This is a genomic window from Pararhodobacter zhoushanensis (genome assembly GCF_025949695.1).
In the GTDB taxonomy this organism is placed as follows: domain Bacteria; phylum Pseudomonadota; class Alphaproteobacteria; order Rhodobacterales; family Rhodobacteraceae; genus Pararhodobacter; species Pararhodobacter zhoushanensis_A.
In genome coordinates, this window is sequence record NZ_JAPDFL010000001.1 from 3,671,781 (window position 1) to 3,689,470 (window position 17,690).

Genomic DNA, 17,690 nt, shown 5'->3' on the forward strand with positions numbered 1-17,690 from the left:
GACGCATTGCCTATGCAGTTCCCGAAACCTCATCAGACGGAGACGGAAATGCTTCTCGAAGGAAAGACAATCATCATTACCGGCGCAAGCAGCGGCATCGGTGCCTCGGCAGCGAGAATTTTCGCGGCGCAGGGCGCGAAGCTGGTCCTTGGTGCGCGCCGTGCTGAACTGCTTGAGAAAATCGTCACCGAGATTTCGGCTGCCGGTGGCGAAGCGGATTTCGTTGTCGGGGACGTTGAAGAGAATGGCTATGCCGAAGCGTTGGTGAATCGCGCCGAAGAGCGCTTCGGTGGCCTGGATGGTGCGTTCAACAATGCAGGCACAACAGGCGACCTCGGACCGATCCCCGACATGGATGAGAACAACTGGCACAAAGTGATGGCCGTGAACCTCAACAGCGGATTCTATGCGGCAAAGCATCAGATCCCGGCGATGCGCAAACGCGGCGGCGGCTCGATTGTCTTCACCTCGTCTTTCGTCGGGCACACGATCGGACTGCCTGGCATGGGCGCCTATGCCGCGGCAAAGGCGGGCCTGATCGGCATGACTCAGGTTCTGGCGGCGGAACACGGGGCCGAGAACATCCGCGTCAACGCGCTCCTGCCCGGAGGCACCATGACGGCGATGGCTGGCGAGGATGCCGGTTTTCACGAGGTCGTGCGCGGCTTCCACGCGCTGAAGCGTATGGCTGATCCCTCCGAGATCGCGCAGGCGGCTCTCTTCCTTCTTTCCGATCATGCGTCCTTCGTGACCGGGACCGCAATGATCGCGGATGGCGGGAACTCGATCAACAAACTCTGAGGCCCCAGACTCAATCAAGTCCACCAGATGACGATAGTGGCGACGGCTGAGGCGAAGTTGATGGCGAGTTTGCCGTAGCGTGTCGCGATGCGCCGCCGGTCCTTGAGGCGGCAAAAGCGGCTCGATTGCCGCTCAAGCCCGGTCCAAAAGCCAAAATCCTGCCGACATTGCCAAGCTCCCCTGCATGACCGGGAGAAGTGCATCAGAGATATAGATACAGATCAACAGGATGATTGGGTTTGGCGCCTAGTGCCTTACCAATATAACTGCAAAATCTGGACTTCAGAGCCGGAAAAAATCATTGTCGATCCGATCCACCAGATGCCGGGACTGAACACCTAGCGCAACAACGCCTTCTGACACAGAGTCACTTGCCAAAAGGATGACTTACAATGGGCGAAAGTGTGCTAGACTGACCGCTCTTTCCAGTGAAAGTCACTCTTTGGAAAGCTGAAAAGTGTAGTGTCGCTGTATGTTGAAACGCGCAAGAAGGCAGGTTCGGTGCGATGAAGGTTTTGCTAGTAGGAAATTGTCAGGTCATCTCCTGTGCTGCGCTTCTGCGGACAGCCGGGTTCACCGATGTCACGGCCCACAGGTTCAGTCAGATCAACCCTGAAGACTTGTCGCCTGATCGCGTCAAGCAATATGATCTCATCGTTGCGCACGAAACGTTCAGAAACCGTCCAACCTTTGCCGCCGCATTGGCGGATAAGCCCAATCTCATTACTATACCGCCACTGTTTTTTAATGGGTTCACCCCCGATGATGAACTGGGCGGAGTCACTTTTAACAGCGGCACGGTTATCGAGCTTTCGCGCATAGCAGTGGGGGCGTTTCGTCACAACTTAAGCCGTGACGAGGCCGCGGCACTATACTCGCCTAAGTTTTGCGATCTTATGGGCTATCCCCAGGCCTTGGAACGAGCAAAAAATAATATCATTCGAACCTTGACGCCCTATATACCGGAAGTCGAACAGCTATACGCAAAATGGTACGCTCAGGGTCCTTTCTTTTATACAGGAAATCATCCAAAACTCTTTGTTGTGGAGGATATGTTTCGGAACGTCCTGAAAATAAAAGCGGGGATAGTGCTGCAAGAGAATCTCTCAAGTTTTTGCCCTGACCCGCTGCAGGACTACGCCGCATCGCCGCAGATGAACCACCCGAATGTCCGCAATGCCCTGACAAGCCCGAACCATCTTAGAAAACTAGGGTCAAAGCTCATCAGCTGCGTTGACTTTGTCGATTTCTGCTATTCAAGGCTATCGAAGCTAGGTGATACAGTTACTTACAGCGAGGCCTCCAACGCACAGTTTGACAGTGCACTGTTCCGCTGGAAAAACAGGGCGCCTTTGGAAAAGGCAAGAAACCCCTATCGCAGTCAACCCACGCGCGCGTTCTGGAAAGAATCGGTCGCACGCCCCGCACCACATGAGGTGCATCCGATTGGCGATACCAAGGCTATAATTTGGCCAGAAACCCGCGTTGCGACTGCTGGAAGCTGCTTTGCACAGCATGTGGCTCGCGCGATGATAGCCGACGGTCTTGACTACTATGTGCCCGAAAAGGCACCTTCGGGCATGCCCGAAGACATAGCAACAGAGCGTGGATACGGACTTTTTTCGGCACGCTTTGGCAATATCTACTCAAGTCGGCAACTGCTGCAGCTTATTAAGCGGGCGTATGGCGAATTCGTTCCTTTCGACACGGCCTGGCCCGTAAAGGAAGGGTTTGTCGATCCTTTCAGACCAAATATTGGGCAGGTTTTTGAAAGCCTTGAAGCCGTCGAAGCCGAACGCGCGACACATATGGCTTGCGTCAGGGAAATGTTTGAAAATCTCGACGTATTCGTGTTTACGATGGGCTTGACAGAGGGCTGGGTAGACCGACGCGACGGTGCCGCGTTTCCGGTGGCTCCGGGTGCTGTCAGTGATCAAATAGATTCCAAGCACTACGAATTCGTCAACTCTGGTTACACTGCGGTTTCAGCTGAAATGACTGAGTTTCTTGTGCGCCTTGGCAGGGTGAACAAGAACGCCCGCGTTGTTTTGACAGTTTCTCCGGTTCCGTTGATCGCCACCTATAGCGATACAGACGCGCTGACCGCCACCACCTATTCAAAATCGGTTCTGCGGTCGGTGGCTGGTGATCTTGCGCAGAATTTTCCGAATGTCTTCTACTTCCCCTCATACGAGATCATCACGGGATCGTTCAACCGCGGTGCCTATTATGAGGCGGATCTTCGATCGATCCGACCTGAAGGTGTTGCACATGTGATGGAAGTCTTCCGGGCGGTTCTTGTCGGGCGGACGGAGCAGATCCGCACCGAAGAGCACTTACCCCAGTTTGGCGTCGATGCCGAATACCAACGTCAACTCGATGTGGTCTGTGATGAAGAAATGCTGTTGCGCTGATTGCTTAGCCTGGAGCGCAGCACGCTCACGCCTTGCGGCGGCGCCCATGGTTCGCCGCGGTCGACGAAAAACGCGCTGCGCGGCGGCACAGCGCCAGTGCTGCTGCGGCCTTGGCGCAGCGTAAGGGCCACAAAGGAACAGGCGTGGCCCCCGCTGCCCAAGTTCAGGCGCGCAGCATGACCTTGCCGGCGCGCCCCGGTGTCAGGGCCGCTTTCACCGCGTCGGTGATCTGCTCCAGCGGATAGACCCCGCCATCGGTCAGCGCCAGTTGTCCGCTGGCGGCCAGCGTCACCAGTTCGGTAATCAGGCGAACGCGTTGCTCGGGCGCCATCTGCTGACTGACGCGTGATCCCCAGAAGCCCTTGATCGTGATGTGTTTCATGATCAACGCGCCCGAAGACAGCGGCATCACGGCACCGGTCGCAGTGCCGAACACCACCAGTTCGCCCTCCATCCCCAGCAGGTCGACCAGATCACCGGCAATCTCGCCGCCGACCGAGTCGATCGCAGACGTGGCCCCTGCCGCCCCGATGAGCGCGCGCGCAGCGTTCTTCCAGCCCGCGTCCGAGGTCGACAGCACATGCTCGGCCCCCAGTGCTTTGAGGTCCCCGACCGCTTCATCCCGGCGCACGAGGTTCAGCACGTTGATGCCGCGCGCCTTGGCCAGCGTGACCATGATCTTGCCGACCGCCCCGTTGGCCGCCGTCTGTATGATCCAGTCGCCTTTCCCGGCCTTCAAGGTTTCCAGCAGCGACAGGGCGCTGAAGGGCATGGCGATCAACTGCGCGCCTGCGGCGTCGGAAATCGCGTCCGGCAGCGGCAACACGCCAGCCGCAGGAACCGCGAAGTATTCGGCCCACGCGCCGTGCAGGCCGCCCACGGCCACCCGCTTGCCGATCAGCGCGGCGTCGACGCCCTCGCCCACCGCTTCAACGGTGCCCAGTGCCTCGGATCCACCAATCGCGGCAGGCAGCGGCGGTTTGTAGCCGTAGTTGCCACGGATGGTCCACAGGTCGTGGTTGTGGATCGGCGAGAGGGTCATCTTGACCAGAACCTCTCCTGTGGCCGGCGCGGGTTGCGCCACATCGCGGGTGATCAGAACCTCGGCCGGTTCGCCGAAGACGTCATGCAGGGCAGCTTTCATGGGATAGTCCTTTCAGGAAGTCGTTTGGGGCGCGAGAATGCGGACCGTCTCGGCCAGCGCGCGCTCCAGAGGGGTTTGATTTTGGGCGAGTTTCGCCAGAATGGCGGCCCCCAGCCATGTCGCGTACAGGGTCTGGGCCGTGGCCTCGGGATCATCGAAGACCCGGACCGAGCCATCCTCGGCCCCGGCCCGCAGCAGCGTGGCGAGGCGCTGGACGAACTGGTCCACCCCGTCATTCAGGATCTGGCGCATGCCGTCAGACAGGTCCGCCACCTCGGCCCCCAGCTTCACCACAAGGCATTGGGTGGCGATGCCTTCGGTGCCCGAATGGGCCAGCCAGGCGTTCCAGAAACTGGTCAGCTTGGCACCGGCGGACCCGGGACCGCCGATCAGCGCGTCGATGCGGGTCAGGTAGCCGTCGACATAGTCCTGCAGCAACGCCTCACCGAACGCCTCTTTCGAGGCGAAGTAGTAGTAGAACGAGCCCTTGGGCACCGCACTCTCGGTCAGGATCCGCGACAGGCCGACACCGCCGAAGCCGTGCTTCACCACCAGTCGGCGGCCTGTTTCCAGGATCTTGTGTCGGGTCTGATCTGATTTGGTTTGTTCGGTCATGATCGGCATCTAGGCACTATTAGACCGGTCGTCTAGATCCGCTCACGCATTCGTGAGCCTGCCCCGCCGAACCCCTTCCCCGCATCAGCGCTTTGCTTTGGTGACCACCCGCCCCTGCCCTGCGAACCAAGAGGCCCGCCATGCGCACCACGCTTTCCACTGCCCTGTTTGCGATGGGCATCACTGCGACCAAACCGCAGCAAGACCGCCACGGCGACCCAAAAGCCCCGATCCGCAGCGTGCAGGATCTGGACCTGCAGCGCTATGCGGGTCTGTGGTACGCGCTGGCGCATTACCCCAACCGGTTCGAGCGCGACTGTTACGCCACCACCGCCACCTACAGCCTGAACCCCGACGGCAGCGTCACGGTCGAGAACCGGTGCCGCAAAGGCTCGCTCAACGGACCCGAGGACGGGGTAACGGGCAAGGCCGAGGTGACCGGTCCGGGACAGCTGAAGGTGGGCTTCGTGAAGTACCTGCCGTTCATTCGCGGCGACTATTGGGTGCTGGATGTCACGTCCGACTACCATCTGGCCGTGGTCGGCGAACCCGGGCGCACATACGGCTGGGTGCTGTCGCGCGACCCCCACCCCGGCGCCGAGCTGATGGAACACGCCGAGGCAGTGCTCAAACGCAATGGCTATAACCCGGCGCTGCTGGAGCGCGTGGTTCAGCCCTGATCGCGGAACTGCGCAGCGGCCGCGGCGACGCGGGCCAGCGCGGTCACCAGACAGAGCGCGGCAAAGACCCAGGCGATGGGCACGAAGGCCGCCGGGAACAGACAGAAGGCGACGAAGAACGCAATCGTCTCGCTGCCCTCAAGCAAGCCGCCCGCATGATACCACGACTTCTTGCCGCGCGCTTCGGTGCTCAGATTGTGCTTGGCTGCAAGGATCGCAAAGCCCAGAAACGAGGCCGCGTTGATATAGAACGCCCCCAGCAGCGCCGCCCCGGCCAACCCGTTGGCGGCAGGCTCCAGCCAGACGAACCCCAATGGGATCGCCGCGTAAAAGCCGAAATCGGCCAGAATGTCGAAATAACCGCCCCTATCGCTGGGCTGCGTCGCGCGCGCCACCGCGCCATCCAGACCATCGGCCAACCGCGAGGCCAGAATCAGCCCCAGCCCCCACCAGACCTGCCCCGCACCAATCGCCACCGCTGCCGCAAGGCCAAACACCAGCCCGATCAGCGTGACAAGATCCGCGCCGAACCCGGCGCGGGCAAGCCAGACACCGATCCGGTTCAGCGGTGGGTCGATAAGGGGGCGCAGGTGGCGGTCCAGCATGGCGGGCCGCCCGGGCTCAGGGTTCGAGAACGGCGCGCAGCACGGCACGCTCGCCGTCGAGCAGCTCGAGCACGCCATTGTCCAACCGCCAGCCGTTCACCTGATCGACGATTGTGTTGAACTGCGCCTCGATCTCGCCGCCCCGGCCCCGGCACGCCATCCGCGTCGATGCCAGCGCGCCGAAGGCGAAGCCATCCTCCACGGTATAACTGCCGCTATAGCGGTTGCAGCCCGAGCGGCCACTGGCCTGCCCGTCCTGCAACGTCAGCGTCACGTCATCCGCCGGCTCGATGCTGGTGCCATCCAGCGCGACCACGCGCCACGCTCCCTCGGGCGAGGCAGGCTCACCCATGGTGCAGCCGGCCAGCATCGCGCTGACCAGCACCACCGAAGAAAAGAGGGCGGCGCGCAGCATGGCTCAAGCGCGCTCCGAGTACTCGAACGTCTCGGTGTTCACTACGATGCGCTCATCTTGCCCCACGAACGGCGGCACGGTGATGCGCACACCATTGTCCAGCAGAGCGGGCTTGAAGCTGTTGGCGGCGGTCTGGCCTTTGACGACCGGCTCGGTCTCGACGATGGTGCAGGTCACCTTTTGCGGCAGCGACACGTTCAACGCTTCTTCACCATAGTATTCGATGGTGACGGTCATGCCGTCCTGCAGGAACGGGCGGCGGTCGCCCAGCAGGTCGGCCGGCAGTTCGATCTGCTCGAAGCTTTCGCTGTCCATGAAGGTCAGCATGCCGTCGGTCTCAAACAGGAACTGCTGGTCCTTCTGGTCCAGACGCACCTGTTCGACCTTGTCAGCCGAACGGAAACGCTCGTTCAGCTTGCGACCGTCGCGCAGGTTCTTCAGCTCGACCTGAGCAAAGGCACCGCCCTTGCCCGGCTTGACGTGGCTGACCTTGACCGCAGCCCAAAGGCCGTTGTCATGTTCAAGGATGTTGCCGGGGCGGATTTCGTTACCGTTGATCTTGGCCATGAGAAAACTCTTAGGAAATCGTTGAGATCGTCTTGGCCAAGCCTATATCTTGCGCAGTGCAACCGCGCAAGCCAACCAAATAAAGCTAGGGGTTTTGCACAGCCATGCTTTATACGCATGGCGGGCATGCAACAGATCGGTAGCGAATCGCATGCTGATACAGGTAGAGAGGCGGACGCCAAAAAATGCAAGAGCAAGAATAAGGACGGTATAATGTTCGATTCCGTGGACGCCACGGCGTACAACCATGAGCAGGGTACGCGGGCGCGCAAACTGTTCGCTGCAGTCGTGCTGGCTGCGCTGGATGATGCGATCGCTGATGACAAGAAATACGGCAATGGTCCCGAGCAGATCGCCCGTTGGGCACGCTCGCGTGATGGCCGTGAAGTGCTGAGCTGTGCCGGTATCGACCCCAACGAGCGTGTCGTATCGGGCCTGATGAACTTTGTTGCCGCTGGTGTTCGCACCTCGGTTGCTCTGTCGCGCGAAGAAAGCGAGCGCCGCATGGCCGCAACGCAGGCCGAAGCCGCCTGAACGCTCTGACGCCCCCGCTTGGGGCGTACCGCAGAAAAGCCCCGCGTCCCACCACCGGACGCGGGGCTTTTCTTCGTATCACCGCGTGCGTGCGCGCCACTCATCTATCACCGCTGCCGTCTGTGCTGCATGGCTGATCGGCACCATATGCCCTGCCCCATCGACCACCGCGATCTCGGCGCGCGGCAAACGTCGCTGCAGCCCTTGCACAGTTGCGTGAAAGATTTGTGTCGTTTCACTGCCGACGATCAACAAAACCGGCGCCTCGAAACGCTCCATCATTCCCGGCGCCAGCAACCCGCCGCTGTCCTGGATCAGCCCTGCCTCGCCCGCCGCGACCAGCTTCATCTGCGCCGCCATCAGCGCCTGCGCGTGTTCGGCCAGCGTGTCGTAATCGGGCGAGCCGACGTTCTGCCCCAGAAACAGCCGCACAGCAGCAGGCCAATCCCCGGCATCAAAGGCGTCCTGCAGCGGCTGCCGCCCGCGGACATAGGCGTCCAGATCGGTGTCCTTGGCGGCGGCAAAGAACACCGGTTCGATCAACACCATCCCCTGCGCGGTGTCGGGATGATGCAGGGCATGACGCAGCATCGAGGCAGCCCCGAAAGAATGCCCGATCAGCAGTGACGGCCGTGTCACATGCGCAGTGATCGCCGCCGCGACCAGCGCGTGAAAATCACCGGGATCGACCGGCATGGCACTGCGTCCGTGGCCGGGCATGTCCAGCGCCAGCGCGTCCAGCGGCTCGGCCAGAAGATCGACCATGCGCGCCCAACTGCCGCTGTAGCCCAGAAAGCAATGAGCCAGAACCGCCGCTTGCCCGTCGGGCTGGCCCAGCCTGCGGCTGTAGATCCCGTCCACGCTGGCCGCCTGCGTCACAGCGTGCCGGCCAGAAACAGGTCCAGATCCTCGATCCGGTCCTGCCCCCAGAAGCGCTCGCCCTCGACGATGAAGAACGGAAAGCCGAACACCCCGGCCAGCCGTGCCTCTTCCAGATACTTGCCGTACAGATCCGCCCCCAGCATCAGCCCGGACATCGTCAGCCCCGGATTGAACCCGGCCCGCGTCAGACACTCGGTGATCACCGCGTCATCGGCGACGTTCTTTTCCTCAGCCCAGCAGGCCGCGCAGAGCGATTGCACCAACCCGTCCAGATCTCCGCCCCCGGCCTCTTGCGCGGCGATGATCGCATAGGCAGCAGGCGCCGGGTTGGTGGGGAAGAACGCAGGTTTCAGCGTCAGCGGCATGCCGCGCTTGGCCGACTGACGGCGCAATTCCTGCAGGCGATACTCCTGACGGCTCTCATGCCGGTCCGGCAAAGCGACCCCGCCAGTCCGCGCGAACAAGGCCGACGGATCGACCGGTTTGTACCGCAGGACAGCGCCATGGCGTGCCGCTACCTCGGCGGCGCGCTTGCCCACCAGATAGGTCCAGGGAGAAATGACCGTCAGGTAGTAATCAATCTGTCGCATCGCGCGCACGCTCCTGGATCCTCGGGTTTGCAAGACCCTATCGGGGTGATAAGCGGTGTCAACATCCCGAATCCCCGCCCCTTCGAGGTTGCAGATGCCTGCCATGACAGAACCGAAACTCATCTCTGGCAATGCCAACAAACCCTTGGCCAAAGCCATCGCGCGGCGCATGTCGCTGCACCGGGGGATGAGCGTCAACCTCGTCGACGCCCGTGTCGAACGGTTCAATGATCAGGAGATCTTCGTCGAGGTCTATGAGAATGTCCGCGGCGAGGATATGTTCATCATCCAGTCGACCTCGCGGCCCGCGAACGACAACCTGATGGAACTCCTGATCATCGCCGACGCGCTCAAGCGCTCGTCCGCAGCGCGGATCACGGCGGTGATCCCCTATTTCGGCTACGCCCGTCAGGATCGCCGCACCAAGGCCCGCACGCCGATCTCGGCCAAGCTGGTGGCCAATCTCATCGCGCAGGCGGGTATCGACCGCGTCCTCACCCTGGATTTGCACGCCACGCAGATTCAGGGTTTCTTCGACATGCCGGTCGATAACCTCTACGCCGCGCCGATCTTTGCGCTGGACGTGATGCACACGTTCCGCGACCGGATGGCCGATGTCATGGTGGTCTCGCCCGACGTCGGCGGCGTGGCCCGCGCCCGCGAACTGGCCAAGCGGATCAACGCCCCGCTGTCGATCGTCGACAAGCGCCGTGAGAAACCCGGCGAGATTGCCGAGATGACCGTGATCGGCGACGTACGCGGCAAGACCTGCATCATCGTCGACGACATCTGCGACACGGCCGGCACGCTGTGCAAAGCAGCGGAAGTGCTGATGGAAGCTGGCGCGACCGAAGTGCATTCCTACATCACCCACGGCGTGCTGTCGGGCCCTGCGGTCGAGCGGATCCGCAATTCGGTGATGAAATCGTTGGTGATCACCGATTCCATCGAAGCAACCGAAGCGGTGAAGGCCACGTCCAATATCCGCATCGTGCCGACCGCCCCGATGTTTGCCCAGGCGATCCTGAACACCTGGAACGGCACCTCGGTGTCGTCGCTGTTCGACATGGAAACGCTGACGCCGATCTACGAAGGCCTGTATTCACCGATCTGAGCGCGAAAGCCGGGGGCTGCCGCCCCCGGACCCCCTGCCCAGAGGCGGGGGCACGCCCCCTCCTCTGGACACCTCCCGTGGATATTTTCAGACAGAAAATGATCACGGCGCGCGGCGGATGACCAGCTGAGGCGCGCCGTTTGAGGTAAGGGCGAGCGAGTGCCCGGTCTGGTCAATAATGCTCTGCACCTGCCGGCGCAGGTTCGAGAAGCTGTCGAAGCGCACCGTGTCGATGGGCGCATCGAAGCGGATCTGCACGCGGAAGCCGTCGCTTTTGGGGGCAATCGCCCGGAGTGTGCCGGTGAAGGCAATCCCGAGATACGCGCCCTCAACCCGGTCGCCGGGTGCGAAGGGCATCTCAGGGGCTTGCGACAGGCGCGCATGCAGGGTGTTCCAGTCCCGCGCGCCGTTGTGATGCGCGATGTGCTCCAACGCGGCGGCATGGCTGATCGGCTGGCCCTGCGCTGCCATCGCGTGCCGCAGGGAGCGGGCCAGCGCCTTGGCTTGCGTTAAGGTTAACGGCGTCATGGGGCGACCTTTCTGGCGATGCCCGTTGACCATAGCCCCAGTGCCAGTGCGATCACCACCGCATCGCCCACCGGAAACGCTGCCCACAGGGCACCCGGCCCGAACGCCGCCGCCAGCCCGATGACCAGCGCCGGGCTGAGCAGGAACGGCTTCACCAGCGTCAGCGCCGCCGTCCTTCCCGGCAGGCCCACCGCCTGAAAGTACAGCGCCAGCACCAGCACCGGCCCCGAGGCGGCATAGAGCAGTACCTGCACCCGCAGGATCGCGCTGACCTGCGCCACCACGGCGCTATCGTCGACGAACGCCAGACCGATCCAGCCGCTCGCCGCCAAGAGGATCAGCTCAACGCCGACGCAATAGACCCCGGCCACAATCATCGCCAACCGCAGAGCACCCGCGGCCCGCGCATGCAGCCCGGCCCCGTGGTTGTTGCCAACGATGCTCTGCGTCGCCAGCGCGATGGCCATCTGCGGCAGGAAGGCGAAGCTGAGCAACCGCGTCGTCACGCCATACGCAGCGATCGTCATCCCCGCCTCAGGGGCGCCCGCCAGCACCGCAATCACCGTGCCCGAAACCAGCGCCATCCCCACAAAGCTCAGGCTCACCGGCGCACCGAGCGCCAGCAACCGCCCCCATCCGCGCGCCCAGCCGTGCCGCACCAGCGCCGACAGCGGCACCACCCAGGCAGCCCGCAGCCGGAACCCGACCAACAGACCCAGACCCGCCCCCTGCGCCACCACCGTGCCCCAGGCCGAGCCCGCAACGCCCCACCCAAGCTGAACGATCAGCCCATAATTCAGCGCGATATTGGCCAGCGTCACCGACAGCGACAGCAACGCCATCAGCCCGGCGCGCCCCTCACTGCGCAAGGCATCGGCGTGCAGGCCCAGCAGAAACTGCACCGGGGTTCCCCAGATCAGGATCTGCATATATGCACCTGCCTGCGCCGCAATCGCCCCCTGCCCGCCTGACAGCCAGCCCAGCACCCGGGGCCCCACCAGCGCGAACCCGGCAATCAACAGCGCCGCCACCGTCAGCGCCAACCCATGCGCCTGCGCAAAGACCCGACCGGCATCGCCATACCGCTCAGCCCCCAGCGCCCGCGCATACAGACTCGCCATCCCGCCTGACACCAGACTGGACAGCGCAAGGGTGACCATCACTGCGGGAAACGCCAGACTGACGGCCGCCAGCGCCTCGGACCCGACAAACCGGCCCAGAAAGACGGCATCGACCACCGTCAGCAACCCGCTCATCGCCATGACCAGGGTCATCGGCACCGCGTTGCGAACAAACACCCGCCCGATCGGGGCGGTCAGAAATGAATTTTGGACAGCGCGCGCAGACGGCATCGCTCACTCCTCACAGATGAAGCATTCCAGATCGGAGGGGCGCCTGCATTGCCCACCAGCGAAATGCATCGAGGGTGAGTAGATCGTCCAGACCGGGCTTCACCGCGACTTTCGTCCGCAGGCGGCAGGTGCCGGTTACCATGCCGCGCTTTAGCGCCGCCGGGATCGCCCTGTCAACGCCGCACCAACTTTATGCTCTAAATATCCTGGGGGGTGAATGCGGCGCCAGCCGCAGAGGGGGCAAGGCCCCCTGGCCGGTCGCCCGCGGGCGCGGCGGCGACAGCCGTCTTGGCCAAGGGCGAAACCCCACGGCCGTGCCCAAACGAAAAGGGCCCCGCAATCGCGAGGCCCCTTCCCAAATTGAAAGCAGATCAGAAGTTCGGCACGGTCGGGTCCAGCCCGATATGCGTGCCCATGGCGACCATGTCGGCCAGCATCTGCGCCGCATCGTCAACCACGGTGTGGTGGGCTTCCTTATGCGCCTTGTGCGCTTCGGCAACCCATTCATCCAGCACCGGCTGCGTCACTTCCGGCTTCGGCAGCGAGCGCTCGGCCAGAACCGAGACGCCCTCGGGCGAGATCTCGGCAAAGCCGCCGGTCACGGCGAATTCGGTCACCTGACCGTTCACCGTCACCTTCAGCAAACCGGGCCGCAGGGTGGTGATCATCGGCGTATGACCGGGCATCGCCGTCAGTTCACCGTCAGCGCCGGGGATCTGCACTTCGCTGGCCTGAGCGGAAAGAAGTTTCCGCTCGGGCGAGACGAGGTCAAACTGCATCGTATCGGCCATGAGGGCCTCCTTTGCGCGTCAGATCAGGCGGCGGCGGCGAGGCGCTGCGCCTTGGCGATCGCTTCGTCGATGTCACCGACCATGTAGAAAGCGGCTTCCGGCAGGTGATCGTATTCGCCCGCAACCACAGCCTTGAACGAGGCGATGGTCTTCTCGAGCGGAACCTGAACCCCGTCCGAACCGGTGAACACTTTCGCCACGTCGAACGGCTGCGACAGGAAGCGCTCCAGTTTCCGGGCACGGGCCACGGTCACTTTGTCTTCTTCGCTCAGTTCGTCCATGCCGAGGATGGCGATGATATCCTGCAGCGACTTGTAGCGCTGCAGCACGCGCTGCACCGAGGTCGCCACCGAATAATGCTCGTCACCGATGATCAGCGGATCCAGCAGACGCGAGCTGGAACCCAGCGGGTCCACAGCCGGGTAGATGCCTTTTTCCGAGATCGCGCGGTCCAGAACCGTCGTTGCGTCCAGGTGGGCGAACGAGGTTGCCGGGGCCGGGTCGGTCAAGTCATCGGCGGGCACGTACACGGCCTGAACCGAGGTGATCGAGCCGTTCTTGGTCGAGGTGATGCGTTCCTGCATCATACCCATGTCGGTCGCCAGCGTCGGCTGGTAGCCCACGGCGGACGGGATACGACCCAGCAGAGCCGACACTTCCGAACCGGCCTGCGTGAAGCGGAAGATGTTGTCCACGAAGAACAGCACGTCCGACCCGGTGTCATCGCGGAACTGCTCGGCCAGCGTCAAACCCGACAGGGCGACGCGCATACGGGCTCCCGGAGGCTCGTTCATCTGACCATAAACCAGCGCGATTTTCGACTCCGCCAGGTTATCGATGTTGATAACGCCCGATTCGATCATCTCGTGGTACAGGTCGTTGCCCTCACGGGTCCGCTCACCAACACCGGCGAACACGGACACACCCGAGTGCACTTTGGCGATGTTGTTGATCAGTTCCATGATCAGAACGGTCTTGCCCACGCCGGCACCGCCGAACAGGCCGATCTTGCCGCCCTTGGTGTAGGGGGCCAGCAGGTCGATGACCTTGATGCCGGTTACCAGGATCTCGGTCGCGGTCGACTGCTCCGAGAATTCCGGGGCCTTGCCGTGGATCGAGCGGGTCTGCGTGGCGTCAACCGGGCCCTTTTCGTCAACCGGCGCGCCGGTGACGTTCAGGATGCGGCCGAGGGTCGCCGAACCAACGGGAACCGAGATCGGTGCGCCGGTGTCGCTGACAGCCTGACCGCGAACCAGACCTTCCGAGGCATCCATGGCGATGGTGCGCACGGTGTTCTCGCCGAGGTGCTGCGCAACCTCGAGGATCAGGGGTTTGCCGTTGTTTTCCGTGGTCAGCGCGTTCAGAATCGCGGGCAGGTCACCCTCGAACTGAACGTCGACAACCGCGCCGATCACCTGGGTGATCTTGCCTTGGGCTTTCGCTGTGGCCATTGTGTTTCTCCGGTTCCTCAGAGCGCCTCGGCGCCCGAAATGATCTCAATAAGCTCGTTGGTGATCACAGCCTGACGCGAGCGGTTGTACTCGATCGTCAGTTTCTCGATCATCTCGCCTGCGTTGCGCGTTGCGTTGTCCATCGCCGACATCTGCGCGCCGTTGAACGAAGCGTTGTTCTCGAGCAGCGCGGTGAAGATCTGCGTTGCCACAGCGCGCGGCAGCAGGTCAGCCAGGATCGCCTCTTCCGACGGTTCGTAATCATAGACCGTATCGGCGTCGGCAGCCTCGCCCACCGGAGCAGGGATGACCTGCTGGGCGGTCGGGATCTGCGTCATCACCGACTGGAAGCGGCTGAAGAAGATCGTCGCAACGTCGAACTCGCCAGCGTCAAAGCGCGACAGCACGTCTTGTGCGATCGAGCGCGCATTGCCGTAGCCGATGCGCTTGACCTCGGACAGATCGACATGGCCGACCATCAGACCCGAGAAATCGCGGCGCAGTTGCTCACGGCCTTTTTTGCCAACGGTCAGGATCTTGACCGTCTTGCCCTGGGCCGTCAACTCACGGATGCGGGCGCGGGCCAGCCGGGCGATCGACGAGTTGAAGCCACCGCAGAGGCCCCGCTCGCCGGTCATCACGACCAGCAGATGCACCTTGTCGTCGCCCGTCCCGGCCAGAAGCCGGGGCGCGCTGTCCGACCCGGCAACCGAGGTTGCCAGACCGTTCACGACAGCTTCCATCCGCGCGGCATAGGGCCGTGCGGCTTCAGCAGCTTCCTGGGCACGGCGGAGCTTGGCCGCCGCGACCATCTGCATGGCCTTGGTGATCTTGCGAGTGTTCTTGACACTCGTGATCCTGTTTTTCAGGTCCTTGAGGTTAGGCATCTACCGACTCCTCTCCTCCCGCCCTCAGGCGAAATCTTTCGCGAATTCATCCAGAGCGGCACGGATCTTGTCTTCCAGCTCGCCTTTGACCTTGCGGTCGTTGTTGGTGATATCGGCAAGAAGATCCGCGTGCTTGCTGTGCAGGTGCGACAGCAGCTCTTTCTCGAAGCGGCTCACGTTGCTCAGTGCGACGCTGTCCAGATAGCCCTGCGTACCGGCGTAGATGACGCAGACGATCTCGGCGTTGCTCAGCGGCGAATACTGCGGCTGTTTCATCAGCTCGGTCAGACGCGCACCCCGGTTCAGCAGCTTTTGCGTTGCGGCGTCGAGGTCCGAGCCGAACTGCGCAAAGGCAGCCATTTCGCGGTACTGAGCCAGCGACAGTTTCACCGGACCCGCAACCGAGGACATCGCCTTGGTCTGAGCCGACGAGCCCACGCGCGACACCGACAGACCGGTGTTCACAGCAGGACGGATGCCCTGATAGAACAGTTCGGTTTCCAGGAAGATCTGGCCGTCGGTGATCGAGATCACGTTGGTCGGAATGAAGGCCGACACGTCGCCGCCCTGGGTTTCGATGATCGGCAGAGCGGTCAGCGAGCCCGAGCCGTTGTCTTCGTTCAGCTTGGCCGAACGCTCCAGCAGGCGCGAGTGGAGATAGAACACGTCGCCCGGATAGGCTTCACGGCCGGGCGGGCGGCGCAGCAGCAGCGACATCTGGCGATACGCGACGGCTTGCTTGGACAAGTCATCATAGATGATCAGCGCGTGCTTGCCGTTGTCGCGGAAGTATTCCGCCATCGCGGTCGCGGCATAGGGTGCCAGGAACTGCAGCGGGGCAGGCTCGGACGCGGTTGCAGCAACCACGATCGAGTATTCCATCGCGCCGGCTTCTTCCAGCTTCTTCACCAGCTGGGCCACGGTCGAGCGCTTCTGACCGATTGCGACATAGACGCAATACAGTTTCTTGCTCTCGTCGTCGCCAGCGGCTTCGTTGTACGACTTCTGGTTCAGGATGGTGTCCAGCGCCACAGCGGTCTTGCCGGTCTGACGGTCACCGATGATCAGCTCGCGCTGGCCACGGCCAACGGGGATCATGGCGTCAACCGATTTCAGGCCGGTTGCCATCGGCTCGTGCACCGATTTCCGGGGAATGATGCCCGGTGCTTTCACGTCGGCAACGCGACGCTCGGCGGCTTCGATCGGGCCCTTGCCATCCAGCGGGTTGCCCAGACCGTCGACGACGCGGCCCAGCAGGCCGGGGCCTGCGGGAACGTCCACGATGGACTTGGTGCGCTTGACGACGTCGCCTTCTTTGATCGAACGGTCATCACCGAAGATAACGATACCGACGTTGTCGGTTTCGAGGTTCAGCGCCATCCCGCGGATACCGCCGGGGAATTCGACCATCTCACCAGCCTGAACATTGTCCAGACCGTGCACACGGGCGATACCGTCCCCGACCGACAGAACGCGACCAACTTCGGTAACTTCGACCTCTTGGCCAAAGCTCTTGATCTGCTCCTTGAGGATCGCAGAGATCTCAGCTGCTTGGATACCCATTTATCCGGCCTCTTTCATGGTGTTCTGGAGGGCAGCGAGCTTGGAACGGATCGACGTGTCGATCATCTTCGAGCCCACTTTGACAATCAGGCCGCCGATGAGCTTTTCATCAACAGCGACGTTCAGTTTCACGGTCTTGCCAAGCTTGGCCTTCAGCGTTGCGGCCAGTTGGTCCGCCTGCGCCTTGGTCAAAACGGTGGCCGAGGTGACATCAGCGGTCACTTCGCCCTTGGCTTCGGCAATCAGCTCACGCAGCACGATAACCAGCTGCGGCAGCGTAAAGAGGCGGCGGTTCTGGGCCATCATGCCCAGCGCGCCGCGCATGGTTTGCGACAGCGACATCTTGTCGGCCAGGGCGGTGATCGCCTTGCCCATGTCATCGCGGCTGTAGACCGGCGACGACAACATCGCGCGCAGGTCGGCGCTCTCGTTCAGAGCGGTTTCCAGCGTGTCGACATCGGCTTCGAGCGCGGCCAGAGCCGAGCCTTCATTCGCCAGTTCGAAGATCGCGGTGGCATAGCGTTTCGCGATGCCAGTGGAAATCGAAGCAGGTTCGGACACGTCAACCCTTTCGTTCTGAAAACACAGCCCCCCAATGAGCAGGGCGCAGGTCCGTTTGCCGCGCTTGAACGCGCGTCATGAATTGGGCGGTTCTCTAGCAGAGCAATGCCCACCCCGCAACCGGGTTGGTCGCTAAAACGTGACCGTTGGCGGCAACATTTGGACCCGCATGCCGCGCAGGGCCCGGCGCTGCGAC

At 62.5% G+C, this 17,690-nt stretch carries 19 protein-coding genes and 1 pseudogene; 5 read left to right on the forward strand and 15 right to left on the reverse strand.

The window, feature by feature from the left end; translation table 11 throughout:
* Positions 1-48 precede the first annotated feature (48 nt).
* A complete protein-coding gene (locus OKW52_RS18245; RefSeq protein WP_264507739.1) occupies positions 49-801 on the forward strand; it encodes an SDR family oxidoreductase in 753 nt (250 codons plus the stop codon).
* 14 nt (positions 802-815) lie between these two features.
* Here the strand turns inward: OKW52_RS18245 and OKW52_RS18250 are convergent.
* Positions 816-932 (reverse strand): annotated as a pseudogene (locus OKW52_RS18250) (IS5/IS1182 family transposase); the annotation flags it as partial.
* Between the two features lie 375 nt (positions 933-1,307).
* Here OKW52_RS18250 and OKW52_RS18255 point away from each other — a divergent pair.
* Positions 1,308-3,215 carry a GSCFA domain-containing protein gene (locus tag OKW52_RS18255; protein WP_264506966.1) on the forward strand — a complete coding sequence of 636 codons (1,908 nt, stop codon included), beginning with the start codon at positions 1,308-1,310 and terminating at the stop codon, positions 3,213-3,215.
* 163 nt (positions 3,216-3,378) lie between these two features.
* Here OKW52_RS18255 and OKW52_RS18260 read toward each other — a convergent pair whose 3' ends face one another.
* Together OKW52_RS18260 and OKW52_RS18265 are read right to left on the reverse strand one after the other, a co-directional pair.
* Positions 3,379-4,359 (reverse strand): zinc-binding dehydrogenase, encoded by a 981-nt coding sequence (locus OKW52_RS18260; protein ID WP_264506967.1) that lies wholly within the window; start codon positions 4,357-4,359, stop codon positions 3,379-3,381.
* 12 nt (positions 4,360-4,371) lie between these two features.
* Positions 4,372-4,974 carry a TetR/AcrR family transcriptional regulator gene (locus OKW52_RS18265; protein ID WP_264506968.1) on the reverse strand — a complete coding sequence of 201 codons (603 nt, stop codon included), beginning with the start codon at positions 4,972-4,974 and terminating at the stop codon, positions 4,372-4,374.
* Positions 4,975-5,114: 140 nt separating this feature from the next.
* Between OKW52_RS18265 and OKW52_RS18270 the strand changes: the two genes are divergently transcribed.
* Complete coding sequence (locus tag OKW52_RS18270) at positions 5,115-5,654, forward strand: lipocalin family protein (protein ID WP_264506969.1); 540 nt, start codon at positions 5,115-5,117, stop codon at positions 5,652-5,654.
* Here OKW52_RS18270 and OKW52_RS18275 read toward each other — a convergent pair.
* From OKW52_RS18275 to efp, 3 genes are read right to left on the reverse strand one after another with little or no spacing between them, the layout of a single operon-like run.
* Complete coding sequence (locus OKW52_RS18275) at positions 5,645-6,259, reverse strand: CDP-alcohol phosphatidyltransferase family protein (RefSeq protein ID WP_264506970.1); 615 nt, start codon at positions 6,257-6,259, stop codon at positions 5,645-5,647. The two genes, OKW52_RS18270 and OKW52_RS18275, sit on opposite strands and share 10 nt — an antisense overlap.
* 16 nt (positions 6,260-6,275) lie before the next feature.
* Positions 6,276-6,674, reverse strand: a complete 399-nt coding sequence (locus OKW52_RS18280) for an META domain-containing protein (RefSeq protein WP_264506971.1) — start codon at positions 6,672-6,674, stop codon at positions 6,276-6,278.
* A 3-nt stretch (positions 6,675-6,677) separates the two neighbouring features.
* Positions 6,678-7,241, reverse strand: a complete 564-nt coding sequence (efp, locus tag OKW52_RS18285) for an elongation factor P (protein ID WP_264506972.1) — start codon at positions 7,239-7,241, stop codon at positions 6,678-6,680.
* A 213-nt stretch (positions 7,242-7,454) separates the two neighbouring features.
* Between efp and OKW52_RS18290 the strand changes: the two genes are divergently transcribed.
* Complete coding sequence (locus OKW52_RS18290; protein WP_127105796.1) at positions 7,455-7,775, forward strand: DUF6280 family protein; 321 nt, start codon at positions 7,455-7,457, stop codon at positions 7,773-7,775.
* A gap of 78 nt (positions 7,776-7,853) precedes the next feature.
* On the opposite strand, the gene OKW52_RS18295 is transcribed toward OKW52_RS18290, so the two are convergent.
* Together OKW52_RS18295 and OKW52_RS18300 are read right to left on the reverse strand one after the other, a co-directional pair.
* Positions 7,854-8,636 (reverse strand): alpha/beta fold hydrolase, encoded by a 783-nt coding sequence (locus OKW52_RS18295; RefSeq protein ID WP_264506973.1) that lies wholly within the window; start codon positions 8,634-8,636, stop codon positions 7,854-7,856.
* 14 nt (positions 8,637-8,650) lie between these two features.
* Positions 8,651-9,247: a 2-hydroxychromene-2-carboxylate isomerase gene (locus OKW52_RS18300; protein WP_264506974.1), complete on the reverse strand. Its 597-nt coding sequence runs from the start codon at positions 9,245-9,247 to the stop codon at positions 8,651-8,653.
* A gap of 94 nt (positions 9,248-9,341) precedes the next feature.
* Here OKW52_RS18300 and OKW52_RS18305 point away from each other — a divergent pair, with 94 nt between their 5' ends.
* The gene (locus OKW52_RS18305) at positions 9,342-10,361 is read left to right on the forward strand and encodes a ribose-phosphate pyrophosphokinase (protein ID WP_127105790.1); all 1,020 of its coding nucleotides are present in this window, start codon (positions 9,342-9,344) and stop codon (positions 10,359-10,361) included.
* A gap of 102 nt (positions 10,362-10,463) precedes the next feature.
* Here the strand turns inward: OKW52_RS18305 and OKW52_RS18310 are convergent, their stop codons facing one another.
* From OKW52_RS18310 to OKW52_RS18340, 7 genes are all read right to left on the reverse strand, one after another.
* Positions 10,464-10,889: a glyoxalase superfamily protein gene (locus tag OKW52_RS18310; protein WP_264506975.1), complete on the reverse strand. Its 426-nt coding sequence runs from the start codon at positions 10,887-10,889 to the stop codon at positions 10,464-10,466.
* Entirely contained in the window at positions 10,886-12,241 is a 1,356-nt protein-coding gene (locus OKW52_RS18315) for an MATE family efflux transporter (protein ID WP_264506976.1), read from the reverse strand. The genes OKW52_RS18310 and OKW52_RS18315 overlap by 4 nt, the downstream gene beginning before the upstream one ends.
* Before the next feature lie 371 nt (positions 12,242-12,612).
* Complete coding sequence (locus tag OKW52_RS18320) at positions 12,613-13,032, reverse strand: F0F1 ATP synthase subunit epsilon (protein WP_264506977.1); 420 nt, start codon at positions 13,030-13,032, stop codon at positions 12,613-12,615.
* A 23-nt stretch (positions 13,033-13,055) separates the two neighbouring features.
* Entirely contained in the window at positions 13,056-14,483 is a 1,428-nt protein-coding gene (atpD, locus tag OKW52_RS18325) for a F0F1 ATP synthase subunit beta (protein WP_264506978.1), read from the reverse strand.
* Between the two features lie 17 nt (positions 14,484-14,500).
* The gene (locus tag OKW52_RS18330; RefSeq protein WP_264506979.1) at positions 14,501-15,370 is read right to left on the reverse strand and encodes a F0F1 ATP synthase subunit gamma; all 870 of its coding nucleotides are present in this window, start codon (positions 15,368-15,370) and stop codon (positions 14,501-14,503) included.
* Positions 15,371-15,394: 24 nt separating this feature from the next.
* Positions 15,395-16,933, reverse strand: coding sequence for a F0F1 ATP synthase subunit alpha (gene atpA / locus OKW52_RS18335; protein ID WP_127105779.1), 1,539 nt, complete (start codon positions 16,931-16,933; stop codon positions 15,395-15,397).
* A complete protein-coding gene (locus OKW52_RS18340; RefSeq protein ID WP_264506980.1) occupies positions 16,934-17,494 on the reverse strand; it encodes a F0F1 ATP synthase subunit delta in 561 nt (186 codons plus the stop codon).
* Between the last annotated feature and the right edge of the window lie 196 nt (positions 17,495-17,690).